This window comes from Tundrisphaera lichenicola, assembly GCF_051175385.1.
GTDB lineage: Bacteria > Planctomycetota > Planctomycetia > Isosphaerales > Isosphaeraceae > Tundrisphaera > Tundrisphaera lichenicola.
Genome location: NZ_CP195106.1, coordinates 7,102,145 through 7,119,908, shown reverse-complemented (window position 1 = coordinate 7,119,908; position 17,764 = coordinate 7,102,145). Strand labels below are relative to the sequence as shown.

The 17,764-nt window shown below is 66.4% G+C and carries 10 protein-coding genes; 3 read left to right on the top strand and 7 right to left on the bottom strand.

Annotated features, from left to right (window positions below; all coding sequences use genetic code 11):
- Positions 1-86 precede the first annotated feature (86 nt).
- Positions 87-2,036, bottom strand: coding sequence for a PAS domain S-box protein (locus P12x_RS28220; protein WP_435008434.1), 1,950 nt, complete (start codon positions 2,034-2,036; stop codon positions 87-89).
- A gap of 431 nt (positions 2,037-2,467) precedes the next feature.
- Complete coding sequence (locus tag P12x_RS28215) at positions 2,468-6,538, bottom strand: PVC-type heme-binding CxxCH protein (RefSeq protein WP_435008433.1); 4,071 nt, start codon at positions 6,536-6,538, stop codon at positions 2,468-2,470.
- Positions 6,539-6,717: 179 nt separating this feature from the next.
- Here P12x_RS28215 and P12x_RS28210 point away from each other — a divergent pair, with 179 nt between their 5' ends.
- The 3 genes from P12x_RS28210 to P12x_RS28200 all read left to right on the top strand — a co-directional run bounded on the left by P12x_RS28210 (position 6,718) and on the right by P12x_RS28200 (position 9,022).
- Positions 6,718-7,347, top strand: coding sequence for a hypothetical protein (locus P12x_RS28210; protein ID WP_435008432.1), 630 nt, complete (start codon positions 6,718-6,720; stop codon positions 7,345-7,347).
- A gap of 181 nt (positions 7,348-7,528) precedes the next feature.
- Positions 7,529-8,134: a DUF7691 family protein gene (locus P12x_RS28205; protein WP_435008431.1), complete on the top strand. Its 606-nt coding sequence runs from the start codon at positions 7,529-7,531 to the stop codon at positions 8,132-8,134.
- Positions 8,135-8,188: 54 nt separating this feature from the next.
- Entirely contained in the window at positions 8,189-9,022 is an 834-nt protein-coding gene (locus P12x_RS28200; protein WP_435008430.1) for a Matrixin, read from the top strand.
- A 27-nt stretch (positions 9,023-9,049) separates the two neighbouring features.
- On the opposite strand, the gene P12x_RS28195 is transcribed toward P12x_RS28200, so the two are convergent.
- The 5 genes from P12x_RS28195 to P12x_RS28175 all read right to left on the bottom strand — a co-directional run bounded on the left by P12x_RS28195 (position 9,050) and on the right by P12x_RS28175 (position 17,393).
- Positions 9,050-9,481, bottom strand: coding sequence for an ankyrin repeat domain-containing protein (locus tag P12x_RS28195; RefSeq protein WP_435008429.1), 432 nt, complete (start codon positions 9,479-9,481; stop codon positions 9,050-9,052).
- Between the two features lie 36 nt (positions 9,482-9,517).
- Positions 9,518-11,185: an acyltransferase family protein gene (locus P12x_RS28190; protein ID WP_435008428.1), complete on the bottom strand. Its 1,668-nt coding sequence runs from the start codon at positions 11,183-11,185 to the stop codon at positions 9,518-9,520.
- A 62-nt stretch (positions 11,186-11,247) separates the two neighbouring features.
- The gene (locus tag P12x_RS28185) at positions 11,248-12,060 is read right to left on the bottom strand and encodes a hypothetical protein (protein ID WP_435008427.1); all 813 of its coding nucleotides are present in this window, start codon (positions 12,058-12,060) and stop codon (positions 11,248-11,250) included.
- The gene (locus P12x_RS28180) at positions 11,987-12,250 is read right to left on the bottom strand and encodes a helix-turn-helix domain-containing protein (RefSeq protein ID WP_435008426.1); all 264 of its coding nucleotides are present in this window, start codon (positions 12,248-12,250) and stop codon (positions 11,987-11,989) included. Before P12x_RS28180 ends, P12x_RS28185 begins: the two co-directional genes overlap by 74 nt.
- Positions 12,251-12,779: 529 nt before the next feature.
- A complete protein-coding gene (locus tag P12x_RS28175) occupies positions 12,780-17,393 on the bottom strand; it encodes an Ig-like domain repeat protein (protein ID WP_435008425.1) in 4,614 nt (1,537 codons plus the stop codon).
- Positions 17,394-17,764 lie beyond the last annotated feature (371 nt).

The window sequence follows — 17,764 nt, the reverse complement described above, 5'->3', positions numbered from 1 at the left end:
CGATGAGGCCGGGGTGTCGGTTCTTTCCTCGAAGGGCCGCTCGGCGGCCTGTAGGAACCCGAGGCCGGCGCGCGAACCGAACCGGCTCAGGCGCAGGACTGGCGGAGGAAGCCGAGGGTCTGCTCCAGGGCCTCCCAGCTCACGGGCTTCTCCAGCAAGCCGGTGACGCCGGCTTCCTCGATCTTCTGGTGCTTGAGATCGGAAACGTCGCCGGTCAGTGCGAAGATGGGCACCCGGGACGTCGCCGGCTCGGCGCGGAGGGTTCGGATCGCCTCGATCCCGTCCATCAAGGGCATGTTGATGTCCATGAGGATGGCCAGCGGGGTGGCGCTCCGGGCGAGGGCCAGGGCCTCCTGGCCGTTGCCGGCTTCCAGGGTCTGAAAGCCCATCTTCCGGAGGATCCTGGCCAGCACCCGACGATGCGAGTCGTGGTCCTCGGCGACCAGGATCGTGCCCAGCGAGGCGGGCCGGCCGGCCGGTTCTTCGACGGACGCGGAGGACGACGGGTCGACGACCAGGATCGAGTCGGGCAGGACCAGGGTGAAGGTGCTCCCCCGCCCCAGCTCGCTCTCGACGATGATTTCGCCCTGGAGGAGGTTGGAAAGCCTCCGGCTGATCGCCAGGCCCAGCCCGGTCCCCTCGCCCCCCGGCCTGTGGAGGGTATTCAGCATGGTGAACTCGTCGAAGATCCGGACGCGATCCGAGACATCGATCCCGACCCCGGAATCCTCGACGGCGATCTGGATCACGCCTTCGGCGTGCAGGGTAAATAGCCGAATGTGGCCCCGGTCGGTATAACGGAGGGCGTTGGAGAGGAGGTTGCCCAGGATCTGCTTGAACTTGATCCGGTCGATCTCCAGGCTGGCGCCGGCCAGGTTTCCCGGCTCCAGGCGGAGTTCGAGCCCTTTCTGGCGGGCCTGGGGCTCGATCCCCGAGAGGCACTCGGCCAGGGTCGACGCCAGGGTGAATCGCGAAGTCTGGGTGGAGACGACCCCCGCGTCGATCCTGGACAGACTGAGCAGGTCGCCGAGCAGTTCCAGGACGTTGCCGACGGAGTGGCGAATCGTCGTGAGGTTCGACTCGATCTCGGGGTCGGCCTGCCCTTGAAGGAGCCGTTTCAGGAACTCGATCGCGAGGAGCACGGCATTGAGCGGCGTCCGGGCGTCGTGCGAGAGCGCCGAGAGCAGCCGGTTCTGGTGGCGGGACACTTCCTCGGCCGCCGAGCGTTGACGCTCGAGCGCGGCCTCCAACTCGACTCGGTCGGTGATGTCCATGCAGGAGCCGAGGAACCCGAGGAATTGGCCCCGAGGGTCCTGGTAGGGCACCCCCCGGTCGATGATCCAGCGATATCGGCCGTCGTGGCGTCGGAGGCGGAACAGGCTCTCGAAGGGGGCCCGGCGAGCGAAGGCGTCCCGGTAGGTCCTCAGGTAGTCCTCGCGGTCCTCGGGGTGGACTCCCTCGGCCCAGCCGGGCCCCTCGCCGATCTCATGCTCGGGGGGCTCGCCCCGGAAGTCGTACCAGGGTCGATTGAAATAATCGTATCGCCCCTCGGCATCCGATCGCCAGGTCAGCGCGGGGGACTGATCGTCGATGGCCCGGAAACGGGACTCCGCCGCTTCCAGTTCCTCCTCGAGCCGCTTCCGCTCGGTCAGGTCGCGGATCACCTTCCCGAAGCCGCGATGCAGACCAGCCCGATCGAACAGAGGAGAAAGGACGCCGGAGCAGTAGATCCGCGAGCCGCCCTTCCGGAGGTGCCAGCGCTCGCCGAGCGCCCGTCCCTCGGAAAGGGCCGAGCCGAGCTCCTGGTCGGGTATCCCGGAACGGACGTCCTCCTCCGTGTAGAAGATCGAGAACGGCCTGCCGATGACCTCGGCCTCGGCATAGCCCAGCGTCCGGCACGCCCCGGCGTTCCAGCTGGAGACGAACCCGAGCCGGTCGACCGTGAAGATGGCGTAGTCCCGGATGCTCTCCATCAGGAGGCGAAAATGGTCGAACTCGGGCCTCGCGAAATCCTGGTCGTGGACGGGGATTCCCATCGAGTCGACCCTCGTTTATGCTTTTAAGTCGGTCGTATTCGCACTTGATTTTGTTTTATGGCGAGCCGTCTCTCCGGCCAGCCGGCCCATTTTCCCCGGAAAATGGGGGCGGACGGCGATCGAGTCGGGGATCGGACCATGATCGCGAGCCGCCCCTCTTCAATGGCGACTCCGACGGCGTGGGTGCCCGTGAGGGGCGGCACGCCGGCGATCGTGTCGATCGGATCGCCCGTTCCGGCGGGTGGTCCGACCAATGTCAATATAGTTTACGGGATCCGACGGGGCCGAGAAAGATCGCGACACCAAGAATCGTTTTTATATCAATGGCAAGTTTATGAAAAATGTTGAACGCTCGGGCTCCCTCTCGGGAGCCGAGGTCCGTCCCATCGGGGATCTTCGAGGCATCCTCGGTCGATCCCGCGGCCGAGGGCTCAGCGACGGGCTGCCTCGGCCGGCGCTCCGGGGTCGAGTTCGAGCTTGAGGTCCCGGAGTCGGACCTCGGTCGGCCCTCCGCCGTGGAGCTGGAAGGCGAAGATCCCCCGGCGTGCCCCCTCGGGGTCGTCGAGCGTGACGCAGGGGTGGCCGTTGATCGAGGTCCGGAGCTTCGGGCCCACGGCGACGACCTCGTAGTCGTTCCACTCGCCGGGCTTCACGAACTCCTCCCCCGACTTGTCCCAGAGGAGCCCCCGGCCGTTCTCCTCGTAGAGCTTGCCCCACCAGTCGGGGCCGATGTCGGCCTGGTACCCCTTGACCTCCCCCTCGGGCAGCGACTCGCTCCGGAACTGGATCCCGCTGTTCCCCTCGTTCCGGACGAGCCGGACCTTCAGGGTGAGCCGGAAGTCGCCCGCGAGCAGGTCGGAGCGGAGGAACTCGTTGTGGTCGAGCCCGGGGCCGGTCGACTTGCCGACGATCTCGCCGCCCTCGACCTTCCAGAGCTTCGGGTCCCCTTGCCAGCCGGCGAGGTCTCGCCCGTTGAAGAAGCCTTCGACGTTCTCGGGGGTGGCCAGCATCGGCACCTGCGAGGGGCTGGCCAGGTAGGCGACCAGCGACCGGATTTCGTGGTCGGTCAGCGGGGTCAGGATCCCCTCGGGCATCATCGAGGCCTCGCTGGCGGCCCGCTCCTCGACCTCGGGCTTCGGCACAACCAGCGTCTCGGTGGTGGTGGCCAATGTGATGGCGTCCTTGTCCTCCGATCGGATGATCCCGGTGAGGACCCGGCCATCTTTGGTCACGAGGACGTGGGCCTGGTAGTCCTTGCCGATCAGGGCCGAGGGATCGTAGATGTTCGAGAGCAGGTAGTCGAGGTCGGCGCGGTTCGAACCGGTCAGCTCGGGGCCGAGGTTCCCGCCGGTCCCGAACAGGACGTGGCACTGCTGGCAGGTCTTCGAGAAGACCGTCCGGCCGAGGTTCACGTCGGGCGTTTGCTCGACCTTCGATGTCAGCCGAGCCTTGGCCTCGGCGATCAGTCGGATCCGATCCTGCGAGGTCTCGCGGGCGGTCCCCCAGGACTGGGCGATGGCGGAGTCGATCGCCGGGTCCTTGAGGTTCCGCATCTGGCGGATCAGGTCGGCCGTGAGGTCGGTCCGGGGGACCTTCTTCGCCTCGACGGCGGCGAGCAGCGCCCTGGCCGAGCCGGCCCGGGAGGCCAGCGTGTTCAGGGCGTCCCGACGCTCGACCGGGGCCAGGCCGGGATAAACCTTGAGGATCACGCCGGGGGTCGCGGGGTCGTCGAAGCTGGCCAGGGCCCGGAGCGCCCGGCCTCGGAGGGGGGCTTCGTTGACCAGCTTTTGCAGGGTCGGGACGATCCCGGCATCCCCCGCCTTGAGGAGCGCGGCGAGGGCCTCGCCCCGGAGTCCGGCGTCGGCCTTGGAGTCGGCCACGACGGTCCGGAACGCGGCCAGGGCCGAGGCGTCGCCGAAGGTCAGCGCCAGCGCCGTGGCCTGCGAGCGGACCTCGGGGTCGGCGTCCTTCAGGAGCCCGGCGAAGACGGCGGGCCAGGCCTCCGGCTTGTCGACCGATCGGCGTCCCTTCAAGGCCTCGTTGATCCCCGAGAGCACCAGCCGACGCGCGTCCGATCGGCCCTCGACGCCCAGGAAATCGATCAGGGTCGCCAGCGCTTCGGGCGTGCCGATCGAGGCGATCCGCCGGACGGTGAACGGCAGGAGGTTGGACAGCTTCGAGCCCGCCGCCAGCTTGAGGGCTCGGCCCGGATCGGCCGCGGCCAGGGGCTCGGCCGCGAACCAGTACATCAAGGGGAGGTTGTGGTCGTCGGCATCCTCGGAGTGGGCCACGAGGGCTTCCAGGATCGGCCAGCGCTTTTCGAGCGGTATCCGCTGGAGGGCCGAGGCCAGCTCCAGCCGGACGATCGGCGAGGGGTCGGACGCGGCCAGTTCGGGGAGCCGGACCAGCACGTCACGTCGGACGGTCAACTTGGCTTGCTTCACCATCTCGGGCAGGTTGTCGTCGATCTCTTCGAGGGCGAGCCGGATCGTCCAGGCCCGGACGTTCGGGTCTTCGTCCTTGATCGCGGCATTGGCTTCGAACTCGCTGAGGCCGCCGGCCGCGTGCCTGGCCCAGAGGTGGCGGAGCCTTGCCTCGGGGCTGTCGTCCTTGAGGACGGCCAGCGCCTCGCGCGTTTTGGTGTCGGCACCGCGTTCGGCGATCAGCCGGAGCGCATGGCTGGTGAACCAGGCGTTCGGGTGGTCGATCATCGAGGCCGGCGAGCCGCCATTCAGCGTCTCCAGATCGCCCTTGACAGGCTTCGGATCGCCATAGCTGAGCTTGAAGATCCGCCCGTTGGTCCGGTCGTGGATGTTGACGCCGGTGTGGTGGCACTGCTGGCGGTCGTACCAGTCGATGAAGTAGACCTGCCCATCGGGCCCGTACTTGAGGCTGATGATCTGCGACCACGAGTCGTTGGCGAAGAGGAAGTCCGGGGCGTGCTTGCCAACGAATCCCGAGCCCTCCGGCACCAGGAGGTCGCGGTTGATCCGGCCTCCGTGGATGTTGTTCATGAACAGCGAGCCGTCATACTCCTTCGGCCAGGCCCCGCCCTGGTAGATCATCGCCCCGGAGTGGGCGTGGCCCCCCCCGGCGTCGGACGACCGGCCGTTGCCGGCGTGCGGGTTGGCCCCGACATAGTGGCGGTGGTCGGCGATGGTCTTGATGTCGTCGTAGGTGTATGGGTTGAAGTGAGGCCCGGCCTGCCGCTCGTAGCGGGCCCCCGGGATCATGTGGTAGAGGTGCGGGATCACGCACGCGGTCTCGAACGCCTGGCCGTACTTGTCGAAGACGAAGCCCCAGGGGTTGCTCGTCCCGTGGGCGAAGACCTCGAACTTGTGCGTCGTGGGGTGATACCGCCAGATCCCGGCGTTGATCGGGATTCGTTCCGAGTCCGGCGTGCCCGGCTTTCCGACCTTCGAGTGGGTGAACACCCCGTGGCAGCCGTAGAGCCAGCCGTCGGGACCCCAGATGAACGAATTCAGGGTCTCGTGCGAGTCCTGATATCCCCATCCATCGAGGAGGATCTGCGCGGGGCCGTCGGGCTTGTCGTCGCCGTCCTTGTCGGGGATGAACAGGAGGTTGGGGGCCGCTCCGACGTAGACCCCGCCGAAGCCCAGCTCGATCCCGCTGACGAGGTTGAGCTTGTCGGCGAAGACCTTCCGGGTGTCGAACTTGCCGTCTCCGTTCGCGTCCTCGAAGATCAGGATCTGGTCGCGGGCCTGGTCCTCGGGGACCCGGATCGGGTAGGAGTACGCCTCGGCGACCCAGAGCCGCCCCCGGTCGTCGATCGCGAAGCCGATCGGCTGGTGGATGTCGGGCTCGCCCGCGAACAGGGTGACCTTGAAGCCGGGAGGGACCGTCATCGCCTTCGCGGCTTCTTCGGGCGGGAGCCCGGCATGGGCGAAGGCGTCGGGCGTCGGCCGGGCCGGGACGTCGGGCTTGGTGTCGTGGACCCGGACGTCGTCGAAGTTGACGTGCCCCCAGCCTCGGACGTCGTCGTCGACCAGACGGATGAAGATCTCACGCCCGACCTGCGGGGTCAGGTCGAAGGCCACCCGCTTCATCTCCTCGGAGTCGTCCCCCGACGCCTTGGCGAGGATCACCCCGTCGTCCTTGCGGACGACCTCGGCCCGGGTGGTCTCGAACGACCCCGCGCCGATCAGGAAGCTGATGTAGGGCTTGGCCAGTTTGAACGGGGCCGAAGTCAAGGTCCCCCGGGCCGGGTCGCCGCTCTTTTCATAGGAGCCGACCCAGAACCGCCCGGCATGCCCGCTCTTCATGTCCCCCCGACGCTTCGAGACGGCATCCCCCTCGATCGGCATCCCGGCGAAGGCGTCCCCCTCGGCGTGCCAGTCCTGGAGCGTCCCGGACTCGAAGCCGAGGTTCAGGGGCACGCCTTTCGCGTCGCTCGGGACCACGCCCGGGTCGTCGGCGAAGCAAGGATAGGCCCAGGCGGCCAGGGCCGCGACGATCGAGAGCCGTAGACGCGAAGTTCTCATGGGAATGGCACCGTCCAGGGGGCACGACGACCCGTCATCGAAAAAGGGAGGAGTCGAGCATACCAACCCCGGAATCGGACCGGAACATCCGGCCGCCTCGATGGCCGGACCTCGGGGATGAGATGTGGTATTCTGGGCGAACGAACTCCCGGATCCTGGCCCGTCGGAGGGGATTCTTCATGTGGATCAAGAACGCTATCCTAGGAATGCTCGCCGTAACTGTCGCGGTCTCCGTCATTCAGATCGTGACGAAGGACCTGGTCAACAAAAGGCTCTTCGCTCAACCTGTGGTCATCGGGCAAAATGCAGGACCGGCCCAGCCCGGATCAAACCTCATCGCGACCGGCACCGGAGTGGGAGCACCCGGTATCGAACTGGTTCGGCTCACGCCCGCCGAGGCCGCGAAGGCCAGGATGAAGCAACCAATCGTCCCCGGATTGAAGTCCTCGTCCAGCCTGATCGAATCGAGCATCGGTTCAGTGGGCGGGCACATTCAATTTCACGCCAAGGTCGAACTGATAGATTCGAACGTTGACATGAAATACATGTGGTCGATCAGGGTCGTTGGTGTCGACAATCCTGATTTCAGCTTCGTCAAGCATTACGAGAATCGAACTTTCATGCTGCCGGAATTTCGCCAGGTCATGATCGATTTCGATGAATCAATCGCGGCCGATCCCGGGACTTATAAAGTTGTCCTGTCCCTGTACAAGTTGAAGCCCGGGATCGACTTTTCGAAGGTGGATGATAATGAGTATGCCAATCCCTATCTGGCGACTCGCTTCGGCGATGTGATTTCGGTGGAATGATGGAAGTTCGATCGTTCGGGGGCTATCGACGACCGCCGGAGCGAAACTGCATCCTCAGGATCGGGGGTCGAATGACCTTGGTACCGTAATAATGATGGGGTGGCCAACCTCAAGAGGTTGTCCTGAAAGCCGATTTGAGATAGCCCGAACCTAATTCGCCCGATCCCCTGGGGAGCCCCGGATGTCGACCTCGATCTCGGTCTATGCCGTCCCGCTGGATCAACTGACCCGCGTCCTTGGCTCGCGTGATCGCCCGCTGGCGGACGCGGTGGCCGGGAAAATGTCCGGATGGTTTGCCCGGATCGACAAGCTGGCCGATCCCGACCCGGACCCCGATGAACCTCCCGTCCCGACCTGCTCCGAGGCTCTGCATCGGATCATCGAGGGCGATCTGGCCGACGTGCCGGGGTTTCACGGCTACGTCTACGGTTATGCGTTCGAGGCCCTCTGCGCGTACCTGGGCGAGGAGTTGGAGGGCATCTCGGCGATCGCCGGTTCGTCGGAGTGGATCGAGACCATCGACCGATGGCTCGACGAGGCTGGGGTACCCTTGCGGCTCCAGGATCTGGTCTTCGGGCCTGGCCCGGTGATTCTCCCCGAGCCCGATGATTATCCGATGATCGGCCACTGGCCGCCCGAGGTGATCGCCCGATCGCTGGGTCCGATCCGGGAGGTTGACCTCGAAGGGGCCGATTTCGAGACCGACGGGACCGTCCGGCAGATTCGCGACTGGGTGGAGTTTGCCGCCGCCCGACCTGGAACCGGGCTGATCGGTTGCCTCTCGTGATCCGCCGGGGCGAGAGACTTGCGAGCAGGCGCCAAGGCCGCGATGATCGTGGGGATGTCGGACCCGCCCTTCATGCCACCCGGGGGAGTCAAGGTCGTGCCTTCAGGCTTTCGCCTCGCCTTCGCCCTGATCCTTTTCCTGTCCTTCCCGGCGCTCGGCGATGACATCCCGGATGCCCCCCTGAAACCGCCCCCGATCGACGAGTTCTTGGTGATCCCGCTCCGGGTCCACATCCTGTCGTCGAGCGACCAGCCCGACATCGACTGCGGCCTGACCGACGCCGACCTCAAGCGGGTCGTGGGCAAGGTCAACGGGATCTGGCATCAGGCCGGGGTCCATTTCGGGCTCGAGCCGATCGTCCGCGAGCCCGCCGCCCGGCAGGCCCGATATAAGGCCGCCATCGACGCCGAGCCGGAGGATGGGCTGACCCCCCTCCGACTGCTGGCCCCCTCGGATTCGCGGTCGGGCGAGGGGGTGGACGTCTATTACATCCGCCAGTTCGCCGTGAACGGCGTCTACCTGGGCAACCGGATGGCCTTCGTCCAGGAGACGGCCAAGCTCCGGCCGGTGCCGGGGGGGATCGACGAGCCCCTGCCCCGCGTGACCGCCCACGAGCTGGGCCACGCCCTCGGGCTCGCTCACCGACAGGACCGGACCAACCTGCTCGCCTCCGGGACCACCGGGACCACCCTGAACGACGCCGAGGTGGCCCGAGCCCGCGAGAAGGCCCGCGCGATGCCCGGGGCTCTCCCCCTCGCCGATCTCCGCAAGAAGGCCGAGGAATCCGCCGAGCCCGAGGTGGCCGGGCGGCTCCGGGGGTGGATCGAAGAGGTCTCCGGGTCGATCGAGGCCACGCCGACCGGGTCGAATTCCCAGGGAGGCGCGTGATCCTCGGGAATCGTCCCGGCTCGGGCCTTATCCGGGTTGGGCCTGGCTGTCGGAGGCGTCGAGCCCGGTCGATTCCCTGGCATCGAGGACGGCCTCGATGGCGGCCCGGTTCCGCTTGCCCCGGCATCGTCGCAGGTAGTCGTGCCCGGATTTGCCGTGCCCGTCTCGCTTCCGGAAGTCGCCCCCCTGCTCCGCCAGGACCTTGACCACGGCCCACCTTCCGGCGCGAGCGGCCGAGGTGACGGGCGAGAAGTCGTCGTGGTCGAAGTGGTTGACGTTCGCCCCCCGCTCCAGCAGGAATCTCACGATCTCCAGGTGACCGGCCCTTGCGGCCACCTGGAGCGGCGTGACGTTGAACCGGCCGTTGTCGATGTGATCGACGGGCACCCCCTCATCCAGGAGCCGCCGGACTCCCGCCTCGTCCCCCCGTTCGGCCAGCCTCGTGATACCTTCGAACATGGGGAAACTCCTCGGGGTCCGCGATCGGATGCCGGATCATCCGGCAATGACCTCGGGCACATCGACCTTCGCCCGAGCGGGTCGCTGGCGAGGTCCGTTCAGGAACCGGCCAATCCAGGTGTACCGCACCAGGAACTGGTAAGACCCGAGCAGGAGGGCGGTCGAGACCACGACGATCAGCGAGAACTTCGCCAACGCCGGGACCGGCCAGTCTCGGACCAGATACTGGGCCCCGATGATTAGCGGGAGATGGGCGAGGTAGAGCCAGTAGGCCGAATCCGAGAGGTACTGCATCCTCGGGCTCTCCAGGGGGCAGATCCGGCGGAACAGCCCCATCAGGCCGAAGGTCATGAGCCAGGGGTAGGCCGCCTGCACGGAGACCGAGAGGATCCGTCGGGCGAGCGGGGCGAGCTCGAATCCGGGAGGCCCGGCCCATCCCCCGATGAGGGCCAGCCCGAGCGGGAGGAGGGCGAAAAGCCCGATCGAAAGCGGGAGCCACCAACGCCCGCCGACGCGGCCGGTCCGGTCGTCGGAGCCGAAATAGAACGCCCCGAAGCCGAAGAAGATCGCGTAATACGCGAAGACGTGGGGGATCGGCAGTGGCCCGGTCGAGGTATCCGGCCCGAAGATCGGCGAGAGGCCCCCGCCTCCCATGAACCACTGGGGGATCATCGTCAGGGGGATCAGCCAGAGATAGCGGGCGGGCGAGAGGGCCAGCCAGGAGGGCCACCGGATCGAAGTGAACAGCGAGCCGATCGCCGAGAGGGCCGCATAGCCCACGACCAGCCACCAGAGGAACCAGAGGAACCAGAGGTGGTTGAAGAGGGGCATCTGCATCAACTGCTCGGCCAGGCCCGCCTTCGGCCCGGCCGTCCCGCCGTGCTGGCTGAGGGACTCGGCGATCGCGGCCTTGCGGGCCCCCAGCCCATCCTTGACGACCTCCAGCTGGAGGATCGAGGCAAAGTAGATGGTCGTCCCTTCGTCGACGTTCGCGAGATCCAGAGGAGTCTGGCCTCGCTTGTTGGTCGCGTTGACCTTCGCGCCTTCCTGGATGAGCACGTCGACGACCTTGTCGTATCCCAGGAAGGCCGCCGCTTGAAGCGCCGTCCCACCATCCCGGTCGACGGCGTTCACGTCCGCGCCTCGCTTGATGAGCCGCTCGACGGCCTCTGCCCGGCCCGAGGCCGCGGCCCAGAGCAAGGGCGTCCCCCCGCGTTCGGGGTCCGGCTCGTCCACGGCCATCCCGCCCTCCAGGTGCCGCTCGATGGCCCCGAAATCTCCCGCCTGCGCGGCCGTCCAGATGTTCGACCTGCGCTCGACCGGAGGGGTCTTTCCGGGATCCCCGGAGGAGGACGACATCGCGAAGGCGGAGATGCCGATCGTGATCGGGACGATGGTGAACATCCCCGCCACCAGCGGGAGGAAGACCCGGTGGAATCGGTGCTTGAGCAGCGACCCGCGGCCTCGCTTGTGCAGCAGCATCGCGCTGAAGAAGCCGCTCATGACGAAGAAGAGGGGCATCCGGAAGCCATGGATCGCCGAGAACAGGATCCCGAAACCGGAATCCTGCCGACTGTCCGCGACCATCCAGAACGACGGGAAGAACGAGAGGGACGCATGCAGGCCGATCCCCAGCAACATGGCGCCGGCCCGCAGGGCGTCCAGGTCCGATCGACGGGATGACGCGGTGGTTTCGGTTTTCATGAAATGCGTTCGCCCGTCCTTGCTCGATATTTTCAGGGCTCCATGATTTCCCTTGTGGCCGATCATTGTCGCACGGATGGGAAGGCCAGCCATTCGGGAATTGACCAGACGTGATCGGCCAGCCCGGCCGCCATCGCCGGACTCCTCTTCCGCCAGATGCCCTGGTCGTCTTTGATCCGTAAGGTCCGGACCGGCCAGCAGAAATTGTAGACGTACATCGTCAGGTAGGTCACCGATTCGTGATGCCGCCAGTCCTTGCTGAATCGGTATGTCTTGCGAGCCTTCCGGGCGTTGCGATGCCGGTCCGTGCCGTTCTGCCGCTCCACGAACGATGTGTTGATCGATCGGCTCACCCTGGACATCCCCAACGTCGCGGCCACCGCCGCCATCGTGCCGAAGATCACCCGCGTGGCGATGGCCACCACACGGCCTCTCTCTCGCGTCTTCTCCACCACGGCATAGGTCAGGCCCACCGGCTCGACCTTGTAAGGGGCCCTGGGCCGGCCTCGCTTGCCGGTCCGGGGCGGCGTGATCGTCTCCCCATAGGCCTCGAGGATCGCATTCTCGTAGGCCTGATAGCCGTCGGTGGTGATCAGGTCCATCAGCCTTCCCCCGGTGCGTCGCTTGAAGTCATCGACCACCGCGACGACGTTCGCGGCCGTCCGCTCGCCGGACACGACGCCGATCACCAACCGACTCTCGGCATCGATCGCGACATGGTCCCAGGTGTCTCCCTTGCGGTCATCGGCCGGGTCGGTCTGGTCGCAATTCTTCTCCTTCTTGGCGACGAAGGACCACTTCTCATCGAACTGGGCCTCGCGAGTGAGGGGGGGAAATCGCGACCAACTCGTCGTGGAGGTCGTGGGAATGATCACCAGCGATCCGGCTCAAGCGGCCGACCGTGCCCCGATCGACCTTGCAGAGCCGCCCGGTCTGTCGGACACCGCATCCCTCGGCGATGTGCTCCAGGACCGTCTCGACCTTCTCCGGAGGCAGTCGGGAGTCGAAGAGCGGCGTCCCCTTCCGCTCGGAGAAACGAGCCTTGCAAGCCCGGCAGCGGAGCATGCGTCGGGCCTTATCTGGGCCATACCGACTGGTGACCGAGAGATTTCCGGCTCCACGTTTGCCGTATTCTGAGCACTCGAAATTCAGGCAGCAGAAGCGAGAGAGGTCGTCCATGGTGCGGCTCAGTCGGTACGATCTTGGGGATTGGCAACCAATTGCGTCACATGCTTATGATAGAAGAAAGGCGGTCAACGTGCGACACTGACCGGCCACGAGGATGATTTCTAGCCCCGTGGTTTTGCCCAGGGGCCATACCACGACCGCGCCAAGGAGCCCTTCAGCCTCACTTGCTCCCTGCCCTCCGGGAGCGGGTCAGGGTGGGTGGGATTGGCTTCGCATGTCGGGCTCGTCCCGCCGTTCTGAATCGCCACCATTCTTTCGCCGTTCATGAGAGATGAGTCGTCCAGTCAACGAGGCGGGAGGTGCGAAATGAACGAGCCCTCCGCGATTCGGGGAGGGCCCAGGCGCGAGCCCCCCGGCCCGAGGTGCCATCGCTTGCAGCGTCGGGCCGGGTTTGGCAAGGGGTTGCTCAGCTCCGTCCGCGGCGAGCCCGCTTGATGAACTCCTCGCTCGTGAGGAAGCCGATGGCCACGTCGGTGGCCGATCCGCGCGGCGAGGAGAGCTCGGTCGACCAACGGGCCGAGGTCGGGTCCGGCTGCCTGCGGAGGTAAGAGGCATAGAAGCTGGTGACGAGCTGATCGATCGCCTCGGGCGAATCCACGAAGTACGCTTCGATCGCACGTCGGGTCATGCCGGCGGAGAGGTTGGCCAGCCAGGCGTGCACGCCGGCGTCCTCACCCCGGCGGCCGAGCACGTCCAGGTAAAGGTCCCGGATGTAACGGGCTGGATCCTGGTGGGCCTTCTGATACTCCGGAGAGGCCAGGAAGCTCTTGACGATTTTCTCCTCGGAGACTCCCGAGAGGAGTGACTTCACCCAGAACTTCGAGGACGGGTCCGGGGCCCGGTGGAGGAACTGGTGGTAGTAGGTCACAACCTGGTGAATGCGGTGTTCCCGCGAGTTGACGAAGCCACGGGCCACCTGATCCTGGGTCGCCCCCTTGGCCATCAGGCGCAGCCAGACGGCGATCTCCTTGGCGCCGCCTTCGCGGCCCAGCACGGCGCGGTAGAGGGAACCGATGTACGCGGCGTTCGGGTTGGTCGGCGGGTTGGTCGAGGCGGGGTCGAGAACGACCGGCACCGGGGCCACCGGCGAGATCGGCGTCACGCCGATGGCGAGCTCGCCGTTGGCTTCGTTGTGGAACTGGTCCACCACGATGCGTCGGGAGACATCCCGCGAGGTCGCCTCGAAGATGCCGGCCGAGCCGACGGCGACCCCAGCCAGGGTGAAGTGGCCGCCGGAGTCGGTGGTGGCCGTCGGCTCGCCCGGGTCGAGCTTGCCGTTGCCGTTGAGGTCGGCGAAGACGACCCTCGACGCCAGGCCCGGTTCGCCGGCATCGGGCCGTCCGCTGGCGTTGAGGTCCAGGTAGACGTACCCGATGGTCGAGTCGCCGAGGAGCTCGACCGAGGACGAGGACTCGCCGGCCGAGGACTCGCCCCCTCCGGAGAAGGTGGCGCTGAACGCGTACTGCCCCGCGGGCAAAACGCCGATGTTCAAGATCGCATGGCCATTCACGATCGGGACGGTCCCCAGGAGGGTCTGGCCGTTGAAGAACGAGACGGTCCCCTGGACGGTCGGGTCGCCCGGCGAGACCACCTGGACCAGAGCATCCAGGACGGTCCCCTCCGGCGTGGTCGAAACGGCCAGCGTCGTGCTGGTGATCGTCGTGGTGATGAGGACGGAGACGGGTGTCTCCGAGGTGGCCGACGCGTAGTTGGCGTCGCCGGAGTACACGGCCCGGATGACGTGATCTCCGACGGAGAGGGCCGTGGTCGGCAGGGTTGCCTGGCCCGAGGTGATCGACGGATCGGCCAGGGGCGACGCCTGGAGGCCCGCGCCGCCGAGCAGATTGCCCTGGGTCAGGGGGGCCAGCGTTGCCGTCCCCAGGTAGACGTCGCCGTCAAAGAAGTCGACCGTGCCGGTCAGCGTCAGGCCGTCGATCGCGGTCGCCGAGAAGGTGGCCGTCAGGGTCACGTTCTGGCCGAAGAAGGCCTGCGGGGTGGACGAGACGACCTCCCCTGCCTGCGATTGGCCTCGGATCGTGATGGCCACGGCCTGAGCGCCGCTGGCCAGGAAGCTCGACCCGCCGTCGAACGAGGCCGAGACCTCGTTCGTGCCGCCGGGAAGATCGGTCGTGATCAGGGTGGCTACCCCGTTGAGGCCGACCGTCCCGGTGCCGATGGGCGTGCCATTGACGGAGAAGGTGACCGTGCCGTCCTGGACTAGGCCGAACTGCCCGCTCACGGTTGCCGTGAGCGTCACCGCATTGCCCTGGTCGGCCGTCGCCGGCGTTAGGAGCGACGTCGAGGAGGTGCCCCGGGCCACCGAGACTCCATTGAGGGCCGTACCGCTGCTGACCGAGTGGTCGGACGAACCGAGGTAGGCGACCGAATACGTGTAGGTGCCGATGGCGGTGAAGGTCGTGGTGAATTGGGCCTGGCCCGCGCCGTCGAGGGTCGCCGTGGCGATCACCTGATTGTCTCTCAGGAGCTGGACCTGGCCGCTCGGGATGCCGACCTCCGAGGAGACGGTCGCATTGACGATCAGCGGGGCCCCGAAGATCGCGCCCGAGGGCAGGATGGGTGTTACCGCCACCGAACTGGGCGCGGTCGAGACGGAGACGTTCGTCGACGAGGAGGTCGCTTCGTTGAGGGTCGGGTCCCCGTTGTAGTGGATCACGATCGAGTGACTGCCACCGCCGATGTTTTCGGCCTGATAGGTCGCTAGCCCATTCACCAACGCCACGGTCGTGGCCACTTGACCGTCGATCAGGATGTCCGCCGTCCCGGTCACGGGGGTGGAAAAGGGCGTCGTCACGATCACGGACACCATGGTGGACTGGCCGAAGGTCAACGAAGTCGGGACGACCACGGAAGTGACGACCGGCGTGGCCTTGTCCACCACGAGGGAAAGAGTACCGGTGCTGGTCCCGTAGCCGGCGCCCGGCGTGTATTCCGCCGTGATCGAATGCTGGCTGCCCGCGATCGACAGGCTCGTGGTGGAGTAGGTCGCACTCCCGAATTGGTCGATCGGCACGATATCAAGAACGGTGGATCCGTCGCGGAAGGTGACCGTGCCGCCGACGGCCGGGCTGCCCAGTGCGGCCACGTTCGCCGTGAAGACAATCGACTGGCCGTGCACCGGATCCGACGGCGAGGCCTCGAGTGTGGTGGTCGTCGCCTGGAGGATCGTGTAAGTGGGGCCGACGTATTCGCCGGTGGCGCTCAGGAGGACATCGGCCGAGTCGTTGTAGTAATTCGACCCGGCGAGGTCGGGGCGGCCGTCGGCGTTGAAGTCGCCGATCACCATGCTCTCGAGCTCGGCTTCGGCCAGGTCGATGGGCTCCCCGAAGGTCCCGTCGCCGTTGCCCAGCAGCAACAGGCTATTGCCGAAGATGTCGAGGTGGCCGTCGCCGTCGACGTCGGCCACCGTCAGGACCTCGGCATTGGTGCCCAGGTCATAGCCTATGGGAGCCGCGAAGGTGCCGTCGCCGTTGCCCAGCAGCACGAATGCTTCCGAGTCGGCTTCGGAGCCGTGGACCACGTCGAGATTGCCATCGTTGTCGACGTCGGCCAGCGTGAGGAAGTAGGGATAGCCGCCGGAGTCGAAGGTCTGCTGCGTGCCGAAGGTGCCGTCGCCGTTGCCCAGCAGCACGCTGATGTTGTCGTCGCCGTAGTTGCTGGCGACCAGGTCGGGCCGACCGTCGCCGTTGACGTCGCCGATCGCCACGCCGTAGGTCGAGCTGCCCGTGGCGTAAGGGACGGCCCCCCCGAAGGTGCCGTCGCCGTTGCCCAGCAGCACCGAGACCGTGTCGTCGTTCTCGTCGGCCGTGACCACGTCGGAAATGCCGTCGCCGTTCAGGTCGGCCACGGCGATGCCGTTGGGCGAGTTGCCGGTGGCGAAGGTCGTCGGGGAGCCGAGGGTCCCGTCGCCGTTGCCCTTCATCACCACGACCACGTCGTCGAAGGGATCAACCAGGACAACGTCGAGGTCGCCGTCCCCGTCGAGGTCGGCGAGTCGGAGCTGACCGGCCTTGGAGGTTTCGGTCGAATAGGAAGTCGGGCTGCCGAAGGTGCCGTCGCCGTTGCCCAGTAGCACCGCGACGAGATTCATATTGCCGCCGCCGCCGTTGGTCGTGACGAGATCGAGCTTGCCGTCGCCGTTCAGGTCGCCCGTCTCCATGTACGTGGGATTGTTGATCGACGGGTAGCTCTCCGCCGGCTCGAACAGGAACGACCCCTCGGGCCCCCGGAGCGGATTGCCGGTCAGGTCGCGGATCGTACCGTCATTGGCGAGCTTCAGGAAGAGCTCCCCTTGCCCTGCGACGCCCGAGATGGTGACCTCATAGACCGAGGCGTCGACCGGGGCGACCGCGGAGATCGTCCCGGAGGCCGTGCCGGTGAGTTCCAGGGTGAAGTCATCGACCGTGACGCCGGTCACGTCCTTGTTGAAGGTCACGGTGTAAACGAGCGTTGAAGCGTCCGTCGCCCCGATTGTCGGGGTCGTGCCTTCGATCGAGAGGACCGTCGGGAAGACCTGGTTGATCGTGTACGACTGCCCCTGGTAGCTGCCGTTGTAGTCCCCCACGCCGCCGATAGGGCCATCGCCGTTGAGGGCGGCGATCGAGTCGTGGTCGATGAGATCGAGACGCAACGTACCCGACCCGCGGATGCCGTCGATCTCGACCGAGAAGACGGTGCCCTGGCTCGCCGAGACGATGACGGGCGCCTGGTACTGCAAACCTCCGCCCGAGGCGACGACCTTGAAGTCGTCGGAAGATACATTGTCGACGGCCTGGTTGAAGGTGACCGTGTAGGTGACGCTCGTCTCCGAGGTGAGCGGCCCGGAGGGGATCGCCCGGACGATCGAGCTGACCGCCGGGCCGCCGGTCATCACCAGCCGCCGCTCCAGCGCGTCGAGCGCCTCGGGGGTCCACTTGCGCTTGGGAGGGGCCGCTCGTCGACGGTCGCGGAGGGGACGTCGGGCCTGGTCTCGCTTGGCATCATCAACGGATCGGCGGATCATGTTGGTTTCCTGACGTCTTTAATTATTTGCGGTCGTGGCGAGCGGTTCGTGCCGGCATCCAGATCCGAGACTCGTCTTCATGATTTTCAAGCTCACACGCCCGATCGATCTCGGCCGAGTGCCGTTCGAAACCCTGCGTTTTGGGCATCGTCAGCCTTAAGAATGTCGGAACCGCCCTGGTGCTCTAGGCTAGGACAGCTATCGAGAAGGTGAGTCGGAATTCGACCATGCTGGCATTGGCCGAGTAGGGACGGAGGGTTACGGCAGCGTTGAAATGGCACGAACAGTTCTCCTCGCCTATCGCCATGACTTATCTTTCCGATCGAAGCCTCGACGAGCGGCGCGGCGGCCCTTCGCAATATCGGTCGCAG

Excerpts from the sequence above, each read along its gene's own strand:
- P12x_RS28210 (WP_435008432.1), top strand. The coding sequence starts at position 6,718 with ATGTGGATCAAGAACGCTATCCTAGGAATGCTCGCCGTAACTGTCGCG.
- P12x_RS28175 (WP_435008425.1), bottom strand. The coding sequence starts at position 17,393 with ATGATCCGCCGATCCGTTGATGATGCCAAGCGAGACCAGGCCCGACGT.
- P12x_RS28195 (WP_435008429.1), bottom strand. The coding sequence starts at position 9,481 with ATGTTCGAAGGTATCACGAGGCTGGCCGAACGGGGGGACGAGGCGGGA.
- P12x_RS28220 (WP_435008434.1), bottom strand. The coding sequence starts at position 2,036 with ATGGGAATCCCCGTCCACGACCAGGATTTCGCGAGGCCCGAGTTCGAC.
- P12x_RS28180 (WP_435008426.1), bottom strand. The coding sequence starts at position 12,250 with ATGCTCCGCTGCCGGGCTTGCAAGGCTCGTTTCTCCGAGCGGAAGGGG.
- P12x_RS28200 (WP_435008430.1), top strand. The coding sequence starts at position 8,189 with ATGTCGGACCCGCCCTTCATGCCACCCGGGGGAGTCAAGGTCGTGCCT.
- P12x_RS28205 (WP_435008431.1), top strand. The coding sequence starts at position 7,529 with ATGTCGACCTCGATCTCGGTCTATGCCGTCCCGCTGGATCAACTGACC.
- P12x_RS28215 (WP_435008433.1), bottom strand. The coding sequence starts at position 6,538 with ATGAGAACTTCGCGTCTACGGCTCTCGATCGTCGCGGCCCTGGCCGCC.
- P12x_RS28190 (WP_435008428.1), bottom strand. The coding sequence starts at position 11,185 with ATGAAAACCGAAACCACCGCGTCATCCCGTCGATCGGACCTGGACGCC.